The organism is Rhizobium sp. NZLR8 (assembly GCF_019685025.1).
Classification (GTDB): Bacteria; Pseudomonadota; Alphaproteobacteria; order Rhizobiales; family Rhizobiaceae; genus Rhizobium.
This window is the reverse complement of the sequence record NZ_JABDVY010000012.1, coordinates 209,193-227,934: the sequence shown is the minus strand read 5'-3', so window position 1 is coordinate 227,934 and position 18,742 is coordinate 209,193. Positions and strand designations below refer to the sequence as shown.

The window sequence follows — 18,742 nt, the reverse complement described above, 5'->3', positions numbered from 1 at the left end:
CCGGTAGCTCGTCAGGCTCATAACCTGAAGGCCGCAGGTTCAAATCCTGCCCCCGCAACCAATCCTTCCATGATCAAACACACAATACCCAAAAACCCGCCTCATGGCGGGCTTTTGCGTTTACGGGGTGGCCGGGAAGATCCAGTAGGCGACCAGGATCCCTCAGTTCGGACCGCTGAAGCGTGGGAATTCGCCACCGTGCTCCACGGAAACGCTTCCCCACGAACCATAGATATTTTGCCTTCGCGGCAGACAGCCGAGGAAGTTCGTAAGCAGACTGAGCGCATACGCGAAAGCTCGAAATTACTTCACTCCTAACGATTAAAGCATGTCGCGCAAAAGTGTGCAGCGGTTTTGCGCTAATGACATGCGTAAAAACAAAGACCTAAAGCGCGAGGAGCAAATCTGAAAGATCGCGACCCGCTTTAGGCCCGAGATCGTTGACGCTGTTTGTAACATTCGAACCGAGGCCTGTTGCCTCTCGGTTGTTTTCACAGCCACCCGCCTGCAAAACCTGCTTTCCTCAATCCCACCACGATTGGCCGGCAGCGACGCATGATGCTCCACAGCAACCCGCTCCTGTAGTTCTCGATCATCAGAACGACGGGACCTTGATCGATTCCAAAGTGATAGGGACTGACCCATCGTCCGGTGTCACTGTTTTTCACGGCATAGGTTTGGTTGAAAGACGGCTTGAAGCCATAAAGTCGCGTCATGCCAAGATCCATGCGTGCGAAGTTCCAAAGTGTCGGTATGACTATCTCTGGCGCAAAGGGTAGAGAGGCAACAACTGCCCATGGTGATACCGTTCCATCGTCCGGCCCGTATGGCGCGCCGCGAGCGATGTAGTCGAAGAACTCCACCTCTACCCCCCCAACGTTTCGCTTGGTCCAGCCCGGTCCGTCGCTTGCGGTGAAACCCCAGCAATGCTCGCCGTATCCGGCGAAATTCTTGGGATTGCGGATCGCATATTCCTGCTGGACGAATGTCGCGTGGCGACTGTTCTGGAAATAGTCGCTGTCGTGCTCTCTCATAAATTCGTCACGGATGCCACGAAAGTCGATCCACATATGCGAAAGCTGATGGGTAAACAGCGGTCCGGAGTAGAGCAGTTCGCGTCCGTAGATGTTACGCCATTCATAGCTGGCGGTGTAGGCCGCATAGGATTCAAAGGGCAACGGATGGGTCGGTGACCCGAGGCCCAGAATATAGAGAAGCAATCCCTCGTCGTAACCGCGCCAGCGGTAGGGGATAAAACCGATTTCCGGCCGCCAGCCGTGGGTCAAGGTGAGGCCGTGATCACAAGCCCAATCCCAGTCAGCGCGCTCGTAAAGTGCATTGGCCAGGCGGCGAACTTCAGCCTCTTCCACGGAATCGCCATCAAAATAGGCGGCAACGGTCAATGCTCCGGCAAACAGGAACGCGGAGTCGATCGTCGACAGCTCGCATTGCCAAACGCGTCGTCCGGTTTCGATGTCAAGGAAATGGTAGAAAAAGCCCTTGTATCCCGTTGCATCGGGCTCAGGTCCTTGTGGACTATCCAGCAAGAACTTCAATCGCATGCGTGCGATCTTCACCGCGAACTCTCGAATGATGATGCCACGCTCCACGAGAACGGGGATGGTTGCGAGAGCCATGCCTATCGCGGCAATGCTCGCAGGCGCGTCCGGCTGCGTCTTGTCGCGGACAAGGCCGTTGTCCGGATTCGTGCAGTGAAGATAGTAGAGCAGGGTCGTGAACTGCAGACGAGCCAGGTCCTCCTCGGCCGGCATCCTGTTCAGTTCGGGATCCGTAGAGAGCTGCTCTGTCATGGCGAACCAAGGATAGTGCGGACATCATGACGGCGGCCGTCATATGACAGCGTTATCGTGCTTCCATCGATCCCTTTGCCATCCACGACAAGCGAAAGCAGGCTGTGCCCCGGCCCGCTCTTGTTGTCCACATGGATTTTATGGGTTGCTGATCCGTGCTCGAAATCGAGCTCGTAGCCCGGCCAATCCGCCGGATTGCAGGGATCGACCGAAAGAAACTGACCTTCTCTTCGAATGCCGAGAATAGCCTCAAGTTTGGCAAAGGCCGGATGCGCACTGTCGGCACGACGGTTGTTCAGGCAGATTTCGCTATAGCTTGTCAGTTCGAGCTCTTTTGCCTTTGAGCCAAGATTGGAAATTCGAAGCAGGCGCACTTCCGCATCGCAATCTGTCACGACGCATATCGAACTCCGAATATCAATGTCTTCGGTAGAGCAGCGGAGTTCCGCTCGATCACTTTGAAAGGAGTGTTCGTAGATGCAGTCTGTCCGATGGATCGGCTGCCCGCCGACTGACCAGATCTTGTTGTCCGCAAGATCCCTGACGTAGCAGAATTGCCCCCAGCAATCGCGCGTGCCATCCTCGCGCCAGCGAGTCACGTCGAGGTCGAACCGGGATGCGTAGCCCGCGCCTGCCTCGGTGACGAGAGTGCGACCGTTGGAGAGCAAGCCTACCTCTGGAAGCATGCCCATACGGTCATGGCTTCCTTCGGCGTCGTGAGCGCCAACATCCTTGTTTGATCGCATCATAAACGGATCCTTCAAACTAGATCGGTCCCGCGGAGCGATTGATTGGAAAGCCCGCCAATGTCTTCAGGCGTTGTCGCCTTCGGTGGAGGTTGATTTCGGTGCCTTCGTCGTGCCCCTTGCTCCCCATTTCCAGCCGCTGATCGACGGCATGTCATCGCCGTATTTCTCGATGTACTCCTTGTGTTCAAGCAGCTTCATCCGGATGGCCTGTTTGAAGTAGGCGGCGCGGGCACCCAGTTGCGGCAACCGGTCGATGACGTCTGCGACAAGGCTGAACCGATCGAGTTCATTAAGAACCACCATGTCGAAGGGCGTGGTTGTGGTGCCTTCTTCCTTGTAGCCGCGGACATGCAGGTTGCCGTGGTTCGTCCTCCGATAGGTCAGCCGGTGGATCAGCCAGGGATAGCCGTGGAACGCGAAGATGATGGGCTTGTTCTTGGTGAACAGGCCGTCGAAATCCGCATCGGACAGCCCGTGTGGATGTTCCTTGGCCGGCTGCAGCTTCATCAGGTTGACGACATTGATGACCCGCACCTTGATCTCGGGAAGATGCTCACGGATCAATTGGACCGCGGCCAGCGTCTCGACGGTCGGAACGTCGCCACAGCAGGCCATCACCACGTCCGGCTCGCTGCCCTTGTCATTGCTGGCCCATTCCCAGATGCCAATACCCATGCTGCAATGCCTGACGGCCTCGGACATCGTCAGCCATTGCGGCGCGGGTTGCTTTCCCGCAACCACCACGTTGACGTAGTTGCGACTGCGCAGGCAATGATCCGTGACCGACAGCAGTGTGTTGGCATCCGGTGGCAGGTAGACCCGCACCACCTCCGCCTTCTTGTTGACGACATGATCGATGAACCCGGGGTCTTGATGGCTGAAGCCGTTGTGATCCTGGCGCCAGACATGAGAACTCAAAAAGTAGTTCAGTGACGCGATCGGCCTTCGCCACGGGATTTCATTGCATACTTTCAGCCATTTGGCGTGCTGGTTGAACATCGAGTCGATGATGTGGATGAAGGCTTCGTAGCAGGAGAAGAAGCCGTGACGACCCGTCAGAAGGTAGCCTTCCAGCCAGCCCTGGCACTGGTGCTCGCTCAGCACTTCCATGACACGGCCATCAGGCGAGAGATGGTCGTCCTCCGGATAGATCTCGGCCATGTAACAACGGTTGGTGACCTCGAGCACGTCCTGCCAGCGGTTGGAATTGTTTTCATCCGGACTGAAGAGGCGGAAATTTTCGGTTTCGAGGTTCAGCTTCATTACGTCGCGCAGGAATGTTCCCATGACGCGCGCCGCCTCGGCCGTCGTTTCGCCGGGACTCGGAACATCGATCGCGTAGTCCCGGAAATCCGGCATCTTGAGATCGCGCATCACGAGCCCGCCATTGGCATGGGGGTTATCGCTCATCCGGCGCTGCCCGGTCGGAGCCAGTGCCGCCAGTTCGGGCTTGAACCGGCCGGAATCGTCGAACAGCTCCTCGGGACGATAGCTCTTCATCCATTGCTCGAGGATTCGGATGTGTTCGGGCTTGTCCATGTCGCCCATCGGAACCTGGTGCGATCGCCAGTAGCCCTCGGACTTCTTCCCATCTATCTCCGCCGGGCATGTCCACCCCTTTGGCGTTCGAAAGACGATCATCGGCCAGGCGGGGCGCTTCAGGTTGCCGTTCGCTCGCGCATCTGCCCAGATGTTGCGGATCTCGGCAACGGCCGTGTCGAGCACAGAAGCCAGCTCCCGGTGGACCTTGTCGGGATCATGCCCCTCGACGAAATAGGGCTTGTAACCCATGCCCTCGAAGAACTTCCGCAGTTCCTCTTTCGGGATTCTGGCAAGGAAGCACGGGTTGGCGATTTTGTATCCGTTGAGATGGAGGATCGGCAGAACGCAGCCGTCGCGCGCCGGGTTCAGGAACTTGTTGCCTTGCCAGCCGGTCGCCAGTGGCCCGGTCTCGGCTTCGCCGTCACCGACGACGCAGGCAACGATCATGTCGGGATTGTCGAAGGCGGCGCCATAGGCGTGGCTGAGCGCATATCCGAGCTCACCGCCCTCATGAATGCTGCCCGGCGTTTCCGGAGCAACATGGCTTGGAATGCCGCCTGGGAAGCTGAACTGCTTGAACAGCCGCCGCATGCCCTCCGTATCCTTGCTAATGTTCGGATAGAACTCGCTGTAGGTGCCCTCCAGATAGGCATGGGCGACCAGTGACGGCCCTCCATGACCAGGACCGATCACGTAGATCATGTTCAGGTCATCGCGCTTGATCACCCTATTCAGGTGCACATAGAGCATGTTGAGGCCGGGCGACGTGCCCCAGTGGCCGAGCAGCCGCGGCTTTACGTGCTCGCGCTTCAACGGCTCCTTCAGCAAAGGATTGTCCAGGAGGTATATCTGGCCGACCGAAAGGTAGTTCGAAGCGCGCCAATAGGCATCCAGCAGACGAAGTTCTTGTGCTGAAATCGCACTTGGTGGCGGGGGACCGCCCGACACAGTTTCGTTCATTGCTGCCATCTCAGTCGAACCCATCTCAACCTCCCGATCAAACTGACATTTGCCAACCCGTAGATCTATGCAGCTCGCTCCGACGCTCTCCGGTTATGAAAGGGGAATGACGACGCGACCATCGATTTTGCCCGCTTCCATGCGGTGGAATATGTCGTTGATGTTTTCCAAGCTGTCCCAGGAAAAATGAGGCGTAACCTTGCCCTCCGCCGCGAACTGCAGGGACTCGTCCAAATCCTGGCGCGTGCCAACGATTGATCCACGCACGGTGATGCGTTTCAGAACCGTTTCAAAGACGGGTAGTGCGATTTTCCCAGGCGGCAAGCCGACGAGGACCATCGTGCCCTTTGACCGCATGAACCCGAAAGCCTGCTCCATTGCCGGCGGTGAGACCGCCGTCACCAGTACTCCATGAACGCCGCCATTTGTGGCAGCTTGTATCTGCGCGACCGCATCTACAGCCTTGGCGTTTATCGTGATATCCGCGCCGAGTTGCTTTGCCAACGCCAGCTTGTCTTCGAAAATGTCGGCAGCAACAACGTTCATGCCCATCGCCTTAGCATACTGAACGGCCATGTGGCCCAAGCCTCCCACGCCCGAAATCGCCACCCATTCACCGGGGCGCACCTCTGATTCCTTGAGGCCTTTGTAAACGGTCACCCCGGCGCACAGCACCGGAGCGGCGGGACCGAAATCCAACCCGTTTGGCAAATTGCCGACGAAATCAGGATCAGCCAGCCCGAACTCGGCGAAGGTTCCATTCACCGAATATCCAGTGTTGGACTGAGACGCGCAAAGCGTTTCCCAACCGGTTCGGCAATGGGGGCAGTAGCCGCACGCGGCATGGAGCCAAGGCACGCCGACTCGGTCGCCCTCCTTTACCCGCTTCACGCCCGCTCCTACCGCAGCGACAAAGCCGGCACCTTCATGTCCAGGTATGAACGGCGGGGAGGGCTTCACTGGCCAGTCGCCATTGGCCGCATGCAGATCGGTGTGGCATACACCAGTCGCTTCGTATTTCACGAGAATCTGACCGCTTCCCGGACTTGGGATCTCCATCTCTTCGATAACTAGCGGTGCGCGGAACTGTCGAACGACGGCCGCGTTCATGAGCTTTACCATGCGATGCCTCCGTCGGAATATGCCAGCTCCGACAGTCCGGAGCGGCAGTAGGCCTCTATATCGGCAATGCAGTGCTGATCAGCTATCCGGGGCGGTGAAGTGCTCGACTACTCCCCTGACCCCATGAACACCTTCTGCGAGAACCCGCGCCGCTCTTCGGCATTCGGTAGTCTCGACGTTCCCCCAGATGTGCACGATCCCGTTGGTAACCGTCACGCTTAGATCCAAACCTTCCAGTCCGGTGTTTTCTCCGAACCGTGTGACGATACTGCGTTGGATGCCCTCATCCCCTCCACCAGTTTCGTCTTGCCGCGCCACCAGAATTGCCTGAAGCAGGTCTGCGCGACTAACTATGCCGACCAGCTCGCGACCTCTCACGACAGGAATTCGCTTGATGCTCCGCTCGTGCATGAGCTTCGCAACGCGCGCCAGCGAGGCTTCCTCGTCAATGGTGAGAGGATCCGGGGTCATTGCATCACCGACCCGCCACGAGGTGCGCCTGACATAGGCGTTGGCTCGAGCTTCCGATGGCAATGCCATTTCCTCAAGCGAGGCTATCGCTCCAGATACCAACTCCGTTCTGCGGATCAGATCCCCTTCGCTGAGGACACCCAGCAAATGCCCTTCGTCATCAACGACTGGGACGCCGCTGACGTGGTTATCAAGCATGATTTTTGCCGCCTGCCTGACACTGTTGTCAGGCGACACCTTGATAATTTTGACGGTCATTACATCTTTGACGAGCATTCGGCTCCAACTCCTGCATGGACCTCAGGGCGGCGATACGAATTGAGCTAGCTGTAGGCTCGGTAACCGTTTATCGCCCATGGGCAAAGTTGCAGACAGGCGGCATCAGATAACTCCCTACGGGTATCTGGCAAGGTGTATGTTCCCGTAACATACGTGCAGTGGCTGGAAGGAGACGATAAACCGTCACAATGGGTTACTAGGATGGCTTCGGTCGCCGGCTTGTCCTGCACGCCGTCGGGTTTTTCCCGTTCAATTGCGGCTGCCGCAAAGCGGGGCTGGCAAGAAGCAATGTGGGTGCGCTCGCGGCGCTCCCGGCATGTCGCCTGCAGACACGCAGCTTAGCCGGAGCGCCATCCGATTGCCCGAAAACGGCGAGGATCGCACCGGACCGGCAGGTCCAGAACTCAGGATCACGACCCGATATCGGCGGCTGCGATAGAAGCTGTTCTAATGGGAGTTTTCATGACGGATACAGCAGGCATTGTACCGCCGGAGGCGCACCGGAAATATGAACAGCTCGTCGCGCGCGCCAAGCAGGCTCCGCGGATGAACACGGTCATCGTTCACCCCTGCGACGAAGCATCTCTGCGCGGCGCCGTCGAGGCTGCCGAGGAGGGGCTGATCACGCCCATACTCGTCGGTCCCGCCCAGAAGATTGAGGCGGTGGCCGAGGCACACCATCTCGATATCGCAGCCTATGAGATCGTGGACGTTACCCACAGCGATGCCGCCGCAGTTCGCGGAGTTGAGCTGATCCGCGAGGCGAAAGGCGAGCTTCTGATGAAGGGCAGCCTGCACACCGACGAGTTGATGCGTGCCGTGACCGCGTCAGCCACGGGATTGCGGACTGCCCGCCGGATCAGCCACGTCTTCGTCATGGACGTGCCGACCTATTCGGAGCCGCTGTTCATCACGGATGCAGCTATCAATATCGAACCGGACCTCGATGCGAAGCGCGATATCGTCCAGAATGCCATCGACCTGTTTACCCAGGTTGGCCTCGGCAAGCCGCGGGTGGCGATCCTGTCGGCCGTCGAAACGGTAACCTCGAAGATCCCTTCCACCATCGAGGCGGCCGCGCTTTGCAAGATGGCGGAGCGCGGGCAGATCACCGGCGGGCTGCTCGATGGGCCGCTCGCCTTCGACAATGCCATCGACCCCGAAGCTGCGCGGATAAAAGCTATCCATTCGCCGGTGGCAGGCAAGGCGCAGATTCTTGTCGTGCCCAATCTGGAAGCCGGCAATATGCTGGCGAAGAACCTTACATTTCTGGCGCGCGCAGACGCTGCTGGCATCGTGCTCGGCGCCAGGGTGCCGATCATCCTCACGTCCCGTGCCGATTCCGTGCGGACCCGCCTTGCTTCCTGTGCGGTGGCAGTCCTGCTCGCCGAAGCGCGCCGCCGAATGGCGACCATATCGGGTGCATAGTGTGATGGATGTCATTCTCGTCGTAAATGCCGGATCCTCCAGCCTCAAATTCGAGGTCTTTTCGGTCGAAGGTGGCCTTTCAAAACTTTTGAAAGGGCAGATGGAAGGCGTGGGTACCGCCCCGCGTTTACGCATCAAGGGCACCGGCTCAGAGATGCTTGCGGATCATCAGCACAGCCCGAGCGAAGTTCCCGACCTGCCGGCCGCCATGCGGCTCGTCGGGGACTGGCTGCGAGAACGACATCAAGATCGGCTTGTCGCAGTTGGTCACCGGGTTGTGCACGGCGGCCCGGATTATGATCGGGCGGTGCTCATCGATAAAACGGTGCTCGCGGATCTGGAGCGTTATGTGCCGCTCGCCCCGCTGCATCAGCCGAACAATCTGGCGCCGATCCGCGCGATCCGGCAGCGGCGTCCGGATTTGCCGCAGGTCGCCTGCTTCGATACATCCTTCCATCGCGGCCACAGTGCGGTTGCAGATCACTATGCCATTCCTGAACGGTTCTATGCCGAAGGCGTCAGGCGCTACGGCTTTCACGGGCTCTCCTATGAATATGTGGCAAATCGCCTGCGCGAACTTGCACCGGAGATCGCCGGTGGCCGCATTGTCGTCGCCCATCTCGGCAGCGGCGCCTCAATGTGCGCGCTGCTCGGTGGTCACAGTGTGGAAAGCACTTTTGGCTTCACTGCTCTCGACGGGCTGCCGATGGGCACGCGTTGCGGTCAGATCGATCCCGGCGTCATCCTCTATCTTCTAGACCAGAAGGGCATGAAGCCCGACGGAGTGCAGGACCTGCTCTACAAGGAGTCGGGGCTCATGGGCCTTTCCGGCGTGAGCAATGATGTACGTGCGCTCCTGGAAAGCCGGCAATCGTCTGCGGCCTTCGCGCTGGAGCACTTCGTCCATCGCATCGGCTTGCATGCCGGCATGCTGGCAGCAGCCCTTGGCGGCATCGATGCCTTTGTCTTCACTGCCGGCATCGGCGAAAACTCGCCCGAGATGAGGAAGAGGATCGTTGCGAAACTCGAATGGCTGGGGGCGAAGCTGGATCCGGAAAGGAACGCCAAGGGAGATCTGCTGATCTCGACGCCGGATAGCAGGCTGCGGGTCTATGTGGTGCCTACGGACGAAGAACTGATGATCGCCCGCCATACGCTAGCTACGACCCGGACCTAGAATGGAATGTCCAACAGCGGCAATGGCGGCATGGAGGAAGTGCGGCAGCACTCGCCCACCATGAGCAATTAGGAATTGCCTAGTTGATCGATCCAGATCCAGGATCCGTCGGCATGATATTCGAGAACTGCATCATAGCCGCTGCGCGCTGCATCGGGCTCCGCGAAGTTGATGCATGCGACCGATCTTTCCGCCAGAAGCCCGAGGATCTGATTCAGCAGTTCCTGCCCGAACATGACCTCGCCCTTCTCCATCAGGACATAGTGCGGCTCGGCAACGAGCGCTCCCGCGATAGCCAGAAGGTGCTGCTCGCGTGGCGACAGCAGTGTCGCCCAGTTCTGTTCCTTGTCGATTTCCCCGGCATCCATGGCGCGTCCAAGACCGAGCTCTTTCAGCAATCGAAGGATTTGCTCTTCCGAGACGTCCCCGGATCGATCCGGCGGTACGAGGATCTGGCGCAACGTGCCGGGAGCAACATAGGGGCGCTGGGGAATGAAACGGATCAAATCCCGCCTTGGACGGTTGATGCGTCCGTTGCCTGATATATTGATCCCCGCTGTGGCCCGGAACAAAGCAATGCCTGCGGCGTCTTCATCGCCGACGACAAGCAATCGCGTGCCGAGCGGGATCGACGTTGACAGCTCTCGCAGCAAAGGCACATCCGAGGGTGCCGTCAGGGTCACATCCTCATAGGCAAGTTGCTCTCCGTTTTCGGTGAACTCAATCCCGGATTCTGCGGATTCTTGCGCCTCCTCTATGGCGTCCAGCAGAGAGCTGATGCGGGCCACCACGGCGGCGAAATTGGAAATCGAATGGAACTGGCTGACGATGAACGAGAATGCGCCGACCAGCGTCGCAAACGCTGCAGCCGACTGCGTGATGACGCCGAATTCCATGTCGCTATTCATGAAGACTGGAGCAATGATGACGACCGGAATGATCTGTATCATCCAGTTATAGCCGGTGGTGAAGAAGCCGACATTGCGATTGATGAGTATTATTCTCCTGAAATTGCTGGCGAGCTGATCGAACTGTTTGATCAGGAATCTGGCGTGGCGCTCCTCTCCGCCTGCGATCATGACGGATTCCGCGTTTTCCCGCATATGGATCAGGCTGGAGCGGAAGGCCGCTTCGGAGTCGAGCTGGTTGTAGTTCAGGTCGATCAACGGTCGGCCGAGCGCGATCGTCATGTAGGAGCCAAATGCCGCATAGACGACTGCAGCAATGAACAGCAGCGGACTGATCAACCACAGCACACCTGAAAAGGTCAAAATGGTCAACCCGCTGTTCAACAGCATCAGCACGAAGGAAAGCGTGGCAATGGTAAACGCCTTGATGTCGTCTGCGATTCTCTGGTCCGGGTGTGAGAGCTTGCCTGATATGCCGACCCGATAAAAGGTGCCGTCGCTCATGTAAAGCCCGATGGCGCGATGTGTCAGGAATTCCCTCCAGAGCAGAGCAAGACGTTCCTCCGCAAAACGCGCGATCACCGAGACAATCGTCGAGGCGCCAAATACCCCAGTATAAAGCAACGCCTGGCGGACGAATTCGGCAGTTTGCTTTTCGGCAATGGCGGTCATGAAATGTCGCCCAACAAAGCTGTTGAGGACATTCAGTGCGCTGATGCCGCAGAAGAGCGTTACCAAGCCAAGGAGGAGGAGTTTTGCTCTTCCGCCGACATGCGAAGTCAAGAAGATTTTCACCGCGTAGGAAAACCTGGCCACGGTTACCTTGAGCGGAGTGTATTGCTGGCTCATGCTCTTCCTCCACAACTACATATCTGCGGCGGATGCAGCTATCGGCATCGTAAGCGCGGCCGAAGGCGGTTCATCGATCGAGATTCGCGATCGTCAATCCGGCCTTACGCAGTCCTTCCACACGGCGGTTAAAGTCCTCGGGGTTTCGGAAGGGAAGGACGCGGCGGCGGCGCTCGACGGAAAAATTGGGATTGATCTGGAGTGCCTTTTCCCACGCGCGTCGGCACTCCTCCGGCCGGCCGAGGTGGCCGTAGCATGACGCCAGCAGGGCATAGGCGGTTTCCGATTGGGAGTTTTGTTGGAGCCGCAGCTCGATCGCGACGATCGCTTGCTCATATTCACCGAGAGAAAAGCGCGCGTCAGCGAGAAATTGGAAAAGAATTTCCGGATGATGTGGGTCAAGCCGCATCGATGCATCGAGTTTTTCCAAGGCGCCTTCGGGATCGCCGGAGAATATCTGGATATGGGCCATCAGCATCAGGAGCTCGGCGGAATTGGGAGAAAGCGCGAGGCCTCGCAGCACTTCTGCCCGGGCCCGGTCCAGTTCGCGGTTCCACATGCAGGCCATGCCCAGCGCGAAGTGGCTATTGGGTTGTTCTTCCGCCATTTGCACTGCCTGCTGCGCGAGATCCAGCCCGATCTGCAGCGAAGCCTCCGGATCGTCGCTCCAGGCGTTGACGTAGTCGAGCACATGCGTGAAGGAAATGAGTGCCCATGCCGCTGCATAGTCCGGATCGATGGTGATAGCGTCTGCTGCCAGGCTGCGGGCGGCTCCATTTCCGGTTCGGGTATGGGCCGATGCCTGTTCGCGACCACGCAATAGCAACTCGTAAGCGCCGACATCGGCAGCGCGCCCGTGGCCCAAACGGTTCTGGTCGCCATGGGTGAGGTTCAGCTTGAGCGCTGTCACGATCTCCTGGGTCAGTTCATCCTGAACCGCAAAAATGTCGGTAAGGTCGCGGTCGAACCGGCTGGCCCAGATATGTCCGCCATTGCTGGCGTCGATCAATTGGGCGGTAACACGCACGCGGTTGCCAGCCTTGCGCACGCTGCCTTCAAGGACATAGCGGACACCAAGCGCCTTGGCCATCTCAGGCACGGAAGCTGTCACGTTCTTGTAGATGAAGGATGAGTTGCGAGCGATCACGTGCAATTCGGACAACTTCGAGAGGTCGGTGATGATGTCCTCGCTGATCCCGTCGGAGAAATATTCCTGTTCGGCGTCGCCGCTCATGTTGTTGAACGCCAGTACGGCGATGGAGGGCTTGTCACGAACGGCTGCGGCCCATGCCGGTTTCATCGGGGTCGGCTCTCCCGGCTGCCATGCCGGAAGCGGCTTTGACGCGGTTCCGATCTGAAGCAAATAGGCCCGCATCGGCTCCGCGATATTCTTGAGAGGGATTTTGCCGAGATCGGTCACGGCACATTCAAGCCGCGTTTTCACCTGGCGATAGGCATCTTCGGAGAGGCAGATGGCGCCGGGCTGGGCAATTCCCTCCAACCGCGCGGCGATATTGACGCCGTCGCCCATCAAATCGCCGTCGCTCTCCTCGACGACATCCCCCAGATGGATACCGACCCGGAACTCGATGCGATTCTCGGGGGACACGCCGATATTTCGCTCGACCATGGCAGTCTGCACTTCGATCGCGCAGCGCACGGCGTCGACGACGCTGCGAAACTCGATGAGGCTTCCATCTCCGGTACGCTTGACCACACGGCCATTGTGCACGGCAATGGTAGGATCGACCAGATCGCTGCGCAACGTTCGCAGCCGCGCCAGGATGCGATCCTCGTCCGCACCGGCGAGGCGGCTGTAGCCGACCACATCCGCGACCAGGATCGCCGCCAGTTTTCGCGTCACGCTCGTAGCCTCAGTTCCCTATCGGACCAAAATAACACAATGCGGCCGGCAACGTCGCCAAATCCTGATTGCCTTTGCTGCGGGTCCCGTGATGAGTTCGTTTGAGGTGGAGATGGTCGGGTAAGCTTGTGCGCTGACAGCGGCTAATGTTCGTCTTTGAGAGTGAAGGCGAGCACGTAGTCGCCGACGTCCGTCGAATATGGCGCTCCACCAACGGATATCAGGACATACTGCTTTCCGGTTTTAGGTGAGACATAGGTCATGGGCGTGGCGCTCGAGCCGACCGGCAGGGGATATTTCCAGAGTTCCGAGCCGTTCTCGGCGTCATAGGCGCGGATATAATAGTCCTGAAAGCCGGCGAAGAAGACCACACCGCCGGCAGTCGCCGACGTGCCGGCATAACTCGGCAGGCCCATCGGCATCGGCAGATTGGTTTTGATCTTAAACGGCCCTAGTTCTTCGGCGGTCCCGGCCGGAACCTGCCATGCGATCTTACGGGTGTTCAGATCCACTGCCGTGACGGTGCCGAAAGGCGGCTGCGTGCAGGGAACCCGGAGCCTCGAGGTCCACATTTCGGTAGCCATACCATATGGTGTACCGCGCTGCGGGGCGGAGGGGCCATGCGCGGTCGTGGTGAGGGCAAAATCGACATACTCGCCGCGTGGGATGAGTGCGAAGAGACTGGGCACGCGGATATCGTTCATGAAGACCCGGTTGTTCGGCAGATCGACCGATACGCTTCCCCAGTTGAGACCACCCAGATTTCCCGGCTGCTGGATTGCATAGTGCGGGCCGATCGGGGTGAAATCGCCATCGTAGCGCATCTTTCGGAAGGCGATGCGGCATGCCAGTTGATCGAACATCGTCAGGCCCCAGGCCGTCTGCTCCGTCACCCGCTCCGCACCGATTGTCGGCATGCCGACGGAATAGGGCTGTGTCGGAGACAGCTTCTCCCCCGGCGCGCCGCCGTCCTGCGGCACCGGGTTCTCCTGAACCTCGGCAAGCGGTGCGCCGGTCTGCCGGTTGAGCAGGAAAAGCTGCCCGCGTTTGGTGGTCTGCAGGAGAGCAGGCATTGTGGCGCCATTGCCATCAGGCAGGTCGATCAAAACCGGTTGGGCCGGGAGGTCATAGTCCCAGATGTCGTGATGCACGGTCTGGAACTTCCATTTCTCTCGTCCCGTCGTGACATCGAGCGCTACCAGTGTGGCATTGTATCGATCGGCGAAGGCCGGGCGATCGACGCCGTAGTAATCCGGGGTGGTATTGCCGAGCGGTGCATAGATGAGCCCAAGCTTGTCGTCGAATGCGGCCGTCGTCCACATGTTGGGCGTGGCCCGCGTATAAGTCTGGCCCTTCGGCGGGAGTTTGGTGATCTCAGGATTGCCGAGATCCCACGCCCATTCGAGCTCGCCGGTGACGACATTGAAGGCGCGGATGACGCCCGAGGGTTCGCCGACCTCCTGATTGTCCATGACCCAGCCTCCGACGACGATCAGATTGCGGGCAATCAGCGGCGCTGATGTTTGGAAATAATAACCTGTCTTGACTTCGCCCATGCCCTGGGAGAGCTGCACGGTGCCATTGTCTCCGAAGCCTTTACAGGGCGCGCCGGTCCTGCTGTCGATCTCGAGGAGGCGGGCATCAATCGTTGTCTGCACCAGACGCTCATTGCAAAGACCGTCGGCAGATGGGGCCTCCTGGGGCATCTTATAGTAACCGAGGCCGCGGCAGCGCTGCCAGTAAGGCGCCGTTGCCTTGGGGTCGAAGGTCCAGCGGGGTTTGCCGGTATCTGCATCGAGCGCTGCGATCACATCCGTCGGCGTGCAGCTATAGATCGTATCGCCGATCTGCAGAGGCGTGTTCTGATCGGCGCCTTCTCCTTTTCCGGTGCGATATGTCCAGGCAAGGTCTAGCTTGGCAACATTGCCGCGATTGATCTGATCGAACGGCGAGTAGCGATCTCCTGCCGTGCTGCGGCCATAGGATGTCCAGTCGGAGGGAGCATTGTCGCCTTTGGCGATTTTGTAGGCGGGGATGTCGGCGGAGGGGCGGATCAGCCCATGCGGCGTGAAAGCAAGGCTAAAGCCCGCAACGAACAGGACGACGGCAAGCAGGGTGCCGCCATAGAAAAGTTTCCGGTTGGCGGCTGGCAAAAGCGAGGGCGCAAAAAGAAGTGCAAAGCCCGCCAGTGCAATGGGAGACATCAAACGTGCAAAAAGTGCCCAAAAATTGAGACCCGACTCCCAAAGTGCCCAGGGAAGGGTGAAAACGGCAACAAGAAAGACGATGAATGCGCCTGACGCTTTCCGGCGCCATAGCAGGAGCGCTGCAATCAGATAGGCAAGCCCGACGATCGCGTAATAGGGCGAGCCGCCGAGGCTGAGCAGCACGGCGCCGCCTCCCATCAAGCCCAACCCGATAAAGGCGAGAACAATACAGAATAGGGTGGCCAGAAATTTCATCGTTTCCTCATCCAATCCGCCGCCCGATCGCCTGGATTTAAACTCTGACCGTCGCATGGCACCTCGGGAAGCACAGGGCCATTGGGTTGATGGTCAGCTATCTCGTCTTCAGGAGAGGGGAGCTCTCTCGTTCAATTTTTCCTGGTGTACCTCTGGTCACTGACACGCGGCTCCGATCTGGCAATGATGCCGCCGCCGCACTGCGGCAACAGCTTGCCATTCCAAATCGAGTAATATTTCTGAAAGGGGCACAGATGTTTCTCGGCGAAAAGCTTGATCTAGCGAACGGGCGACCGGCAGGATTCGATTATATGCGATTACTGTTAGCCTTTTCAGTGCTTTGGATACATACGGCCCGCGTCACCTACGGCGATGACCTCTTCCTCTGGGAGTCGCCCTTCCGTCCTGTCATCAAATCAGTGCTCCCGATGTTCTTTGTCTTGAGTGGATTCCTGGTGGCCGGCAGTCTTGAACGGTCGAAGACATTAATCTCATTTCTCGGTAACCGATTTATCCGGATCTACCCTGCTCTTGCGGTGGAGGTATTGCTGGCTGCCTTTATACTCGGAGCGATCTATACAGAGTATGACCTGCGTGACTATTTCACCGACCCACAGTTCTTTACCTATCTGCTGAATGTCACAGGGCACATTCACTTCAATCTTCCAGGGGTATTCCTGGATAATCCCGACGCCGCGATGGTGAACGGGCAGCTCTGGACTGTACCCTTCGAGCTCGAGTGTTATGCTGTGATCGCCGCCCTGTTTCTGCTTGGCGTGGTCAGGCGGCGCGTGATCGCCCTTATCGCAACGCCGGCTTTGATCGTAAGCTTCGGTATCGCAAGGTATTGGAAACATGAAAGTGACTGGGCGGCGATGCCCACGACCGCGTCAGGTAATCTGCTTATTTGTGCTTTTCTCGTGGGCGTGACTTTCTATCTCTACAAGGACAAGGTTCTTTGGGATGTGAGAATTTTCCTTGCCTCCATGGCAATGATATTCTGGGCCTACTGGTTCACCTCCTTTGGGGATTTCATAGCCATTCCGGCCATGGGATATGTCACGGTTTTCCTCGGCCTGACCTCGCCCCGCAAGCTTGGCGTTTTGCGCGGGGCAGACTACTCCTACGGCGTCTTCCTCTATGGATATCCCATCCAACAAGCGTTCGTAGCGCTCGGGCCTTGGGCGCATAACTGGTTGTTGAATGGCATTGTCTGCAGCATCGTTGCGACTTGCTTTGCTGCCTTCTCCTGGAGATTCATCGAAAAGCCGGCGTTGAAATTGAGGAAACAAGTCACTTGGCTTGAAAACCTCAGTCTCCAACGCGGCGCAAAACGGCAATTGGCGGCTGCAGTCTCGAAATAGACTTATCGATGCCGGTCGCGAGACTGGCAACTTTATCGCCGGTGCTTAACCTGCAAAAGACATCAGCAGGGCTCACCAATCACCGGCGGGCCCTGTTTCGTTGTAACGTGGTCGACCGCCACGGGGGGAGCGTCCGATCCGTCGTGAAAGCCGAGCTTGGAGCAGGCTTGCTGCAGATCACTGACGTCGTCGTCATCTCATGCTGGGTTGACAGGCGCTGTTTGGATCATCGCGGGTGCATAAGTGCCCATACGCAAGCTTATGTTCAGATTTGTCTTTTTGGAACAATCGAACGAATGTTCAGTTAGGCGCTGGAACGTCGCGGCAGCACCGCGGCGCCTCGTTACTAATCCGATACCTAAACCTTCCTGCGTGCTCCAAGCATCTTTTGATTTTGGACGATGGATGGCCCTGTCTGAGGAATAGCCAAATATTCTTCGCGTAGTTGATCGGGTTGCTAGGCGGTTCTTAGCAATATTTTAACAGTAATAGATAAAATACTTTGATCGGACTTCGTTCCGACTTTGAGTTTTGTCATGTCATTGAGGGCAGACGGCGGCTTGAAGGAGGCGTGAAGAGAGGAGCAGTATAAATGCTGAAGAGCACGCTCATCGTGGTTTCCATCTCCATCGCCGCCGGAGCGACCATTCGCGCCTGGGCCTTTGCAATCTTTGCATTTCTGCTGGTCGCTGCCCTGGGTGCTGTGATCCTGCTGAAAGGCTCCTCCTTTTCCGAAGCGATCGCCTACTCGCTCGAAGCGCTTGTATTGATGGAAATATGCTATCTGGCGGGTCTATTCGCCTACTCATTGTGGGTGCATATCCAAAAGCGGCGGAAAAAGGACTCTATCACCGAGCGCTCACAAGTGACCGGCAAGCCTCCCCACGGATAATGCAATGGCTGAACAGGCAGGTTGCGCCTCTGTGTGGTATCTCAGCCGTCCGGAACGAAGGCAACATCCACAAAAAATGACGATTTGCGCCCACCAGAACAGGATGGTTTAAGGCTGCCGGTCTGCCTAAAATCCTGTTTTTAATAAGATATTTTGCATCATTATTTCGTCCAAAAACCGCTTACGCTTTTCGGCGGGGAAAACGGAAATACTCTACCAGTCCACTTTCGGCAGCAAGGCGTGCCGGGAAAGCAGGGCCGACAGAGTTTTTGCCATGATCATGAAATCCAATGCGAGCGTCCATTTGCTCAGATACTCGACGTCGAGGCAAACGCTATTCTGATAGTTGGCGCGCTCGCCAGTCTGCCACTGACCGATCAGACCAGGACGGACCGCGATGTAGGCATAGGCATGTTCGCCGTATCGCGGCAGCTCTTCTTTGCTAACGGCGCGGGGTCCGACAAGGCTCATTTGCCCAAGCAGCACGTTGATCACTTTAGGAAGCTTGTCGAGGCTCGATCGCGTCAGGATGTCGCCGAGAACAGTCACATGCGGGCTGGCCGTTGCGTCGGCTCTCGTCGTCCGAAACTTGAGGCAACCGAACTCTTTTCCCCTATAGCCAATCCGCCGATGGGAATTGAGAATGGGCCCCCTATCGCTTAGCGTCATGATGAGTGCTACCGACAGAAGGAGCGGCGACAGAAGAAATAAGAGAGACGCCGCAATGGTGATGTCCAATGCGCGCTTCAGAATCCTGCTGATCGTATCGGATTTGGACGAGTTGAATGGATACCCTTCCTGTCGTCCCCTGGTGTAGTCCCGCCAAGGATCGTTTCGGTTGATACCCTGATTTTTTCCCGCCAT

General features: G+C 57.9%; 13 protein-coding genes. 4 read left to right on the top strand and 9 right to left on the bottom strand.

Going from position 1 to position 18,742, the window contains the following annotated elements:
- Positions 1 to 491 precede the first annotated feature (491 nt).
- The 5 genes from HJB89_RS24355 to HJB89_RS24335 all read right to left on the bottom strand — a co-directional run bounded on the left by HJB89_RS24355 (position 492) and on the right by HJB89_RS24335 (position 6,931).
- Positions 492 to 1,811, bottom strand: coding sequence for a glucoamylase family protein (locus HJB89_RS24355; protein ID WP_221116511.1), 1,320 nt, complete (start codon positions 1,809 to 1,811; stop codon positions 492 to 494).
- Positions 1,808 to 2,560, bottom strand: coding sequence for a hypothetical protein (locus HJB89_RS33840; RefSeq protein ID WP_259672106.1), 753 nt, complete (start codon positions 2,558 to 2,560; stop codon positions 1,808 to 1,810). The genes HJB89_RS24355 and HJB89_RS33840 overlap by 4 nt, the downstream gene beginning before the upstream one ends.
- A 63-nt stretch (positions 2,561 to 2,623) precedes the next feature.
- On the bottom strand, positions 2,624 to 5,086 hold the full coding sequence (locus HJB89_RS24345) for a phosphoketolase (RefSeq protein ID WP_207581617.1): 2,463 nt from the start codon (positions 5,084 to 5,086) through the stop codon (positions 2,624 to 2,626).
- 69 nt (positions 5,087 to 5,155) lie between these two features.
- Positions 5,156 to 6,184, bottom strand: a complete 1,029-nt coding sequence (gene adhP, locus HJB89_RS24340) for an alcohol dehydrogenase AdhP (protein ID WP_207581616.1) — start codon at positions 6,182 to 6,184, stop codon at positions 5,156 to 5,158.
- A gap of 78 nt (positions 6,185 to 6,262) precedes the next feature.
- Positions 6,263 to 6,931 (bottom strand): CBS domain-containing protein, encoded by a 669-nt coding sequence (locus HJB89_RS24335; protein WP_221140902.1) that lies wholly within the window; start codon positions 6,929 to 6,931, stop codon positions 6,263 to 6,265.
- Between the two features lie 465 nt (positions 6,932 to 7,396).
- On the opposite strand from HJB89_RS24335, the gene HJB89_RS24330 reads away from it, so the two are divergent.
- Positions 7,397 to 8,362 (top strand): phosphate acetyltransferase, encoded by a 966-nt coding sequence (locus HJB89_RS24330; protein ID WP_207581614.1) that lies wholly within the window; start codon positions 7,397 to 7,399, stop codon positions 8,360 to 8,362.
- 4 nt (positions 8,363 to 8,366) lie between these two features.
- Positions 8,367 to 9,539: an acetate/propionate family kinase gene (locus HJB89_RS24325; RefSeq protein WP_207581613.1), complete on the top strand. Its 1,173-nt coding sequence runs from the start codon at positions 8,367 to 8,369 to the stop codon at positions 9,537 to 9,539.
- 68 nt (positions 9,540 to 9,607) lie between these two features.
- On the opposite strand, the gene HJB89_RS24320 is transcribed toward HJB89_RS24325, so the two are convergent.
- The 3 genes from HJB89_RS24320 to HJB89_RS24310 form a co-directional block, all read right to left on the bottom strand.
- On the bottom strand, positions 9,608 to 11,296 hold the full coding sequence (locus HJB89_RS24320; RefSeq protein ID WP_207581612.1) for an ABC transporter ATP-binding protein/permease: 1,689 nt from the start codon (positions 11,294 to 11,296) through the stop codon (positions 9,608 to 9,610).
- Positions 11,297 to 11,366: 70 nt separating this feature from the next.
- Entirely contained in the window at positions 11,367 to 13,160 is a 1,794-nt protein-coding gene (locus HJB89_RS24315) for an adenylate/guanylate cyclase domain-containing protein (RefSeq protein WP_221140897.1), read from the bottom strand.
- Between the two features lie 143 nt (positions 13,161 to 13,303).
- Positions 13,304 to 15,622 (bottom strand): membrane-bound PQQ-dependent dehydrogenase, glucose/quinate/shikimate family, encoded by a 2,319-nt coding sequence (locus HJB89_RS24310; protein ID WP_221150614.1) that lies wholly within the window; start codon positions 15,620 to 15,622, stop codon positions 13,304 to 13,306.
- Between the two features lie 254 nt (positions 15,623 to 15,876).
- Between HJB89_RS24310 and HJB89_RS24305 the strand changes: the two genes are divergently transcribed.
- Positions 15,877 to 16,986: an acyltransferase gene (locus HJB89_RS24305; protein ID WP_207584364.1), complete on the top strand. Its 1,110-nt coding sequence runs from the start codon at positions 15,877 to 15,879 to the stop codon at positions 16,984 to 16,986.
- A 592-nt stretch (positions 16,987 to 17,578) separates the two neighbouring features.
- Positions 17,579 to 17,878, top strand: coding sequence for a hypothetical protein (locus tag HJB89_RS24300; protein WP_221116520.1), 300 nt, complete (start codon positions 17,579 to 17,581; stop codon positions 17,876 to 17,878).
- Between the two features lie 213 nt (positions 17,879 to 18,091).
- Here HJB89_RS24300 and HJB89_RS24295 read toward each other — a convergent pair whose 3' ends face one another.
- Positions 18,092 to 18,742, bottom strand: coding sequence for a sugar transferase (locus HJB89_RS24295; RefSeq protein WP_221132290.1), 651 nt, complete (start codon positions 18,740 to 18,742; stop codon positions 18,092 to 18,094).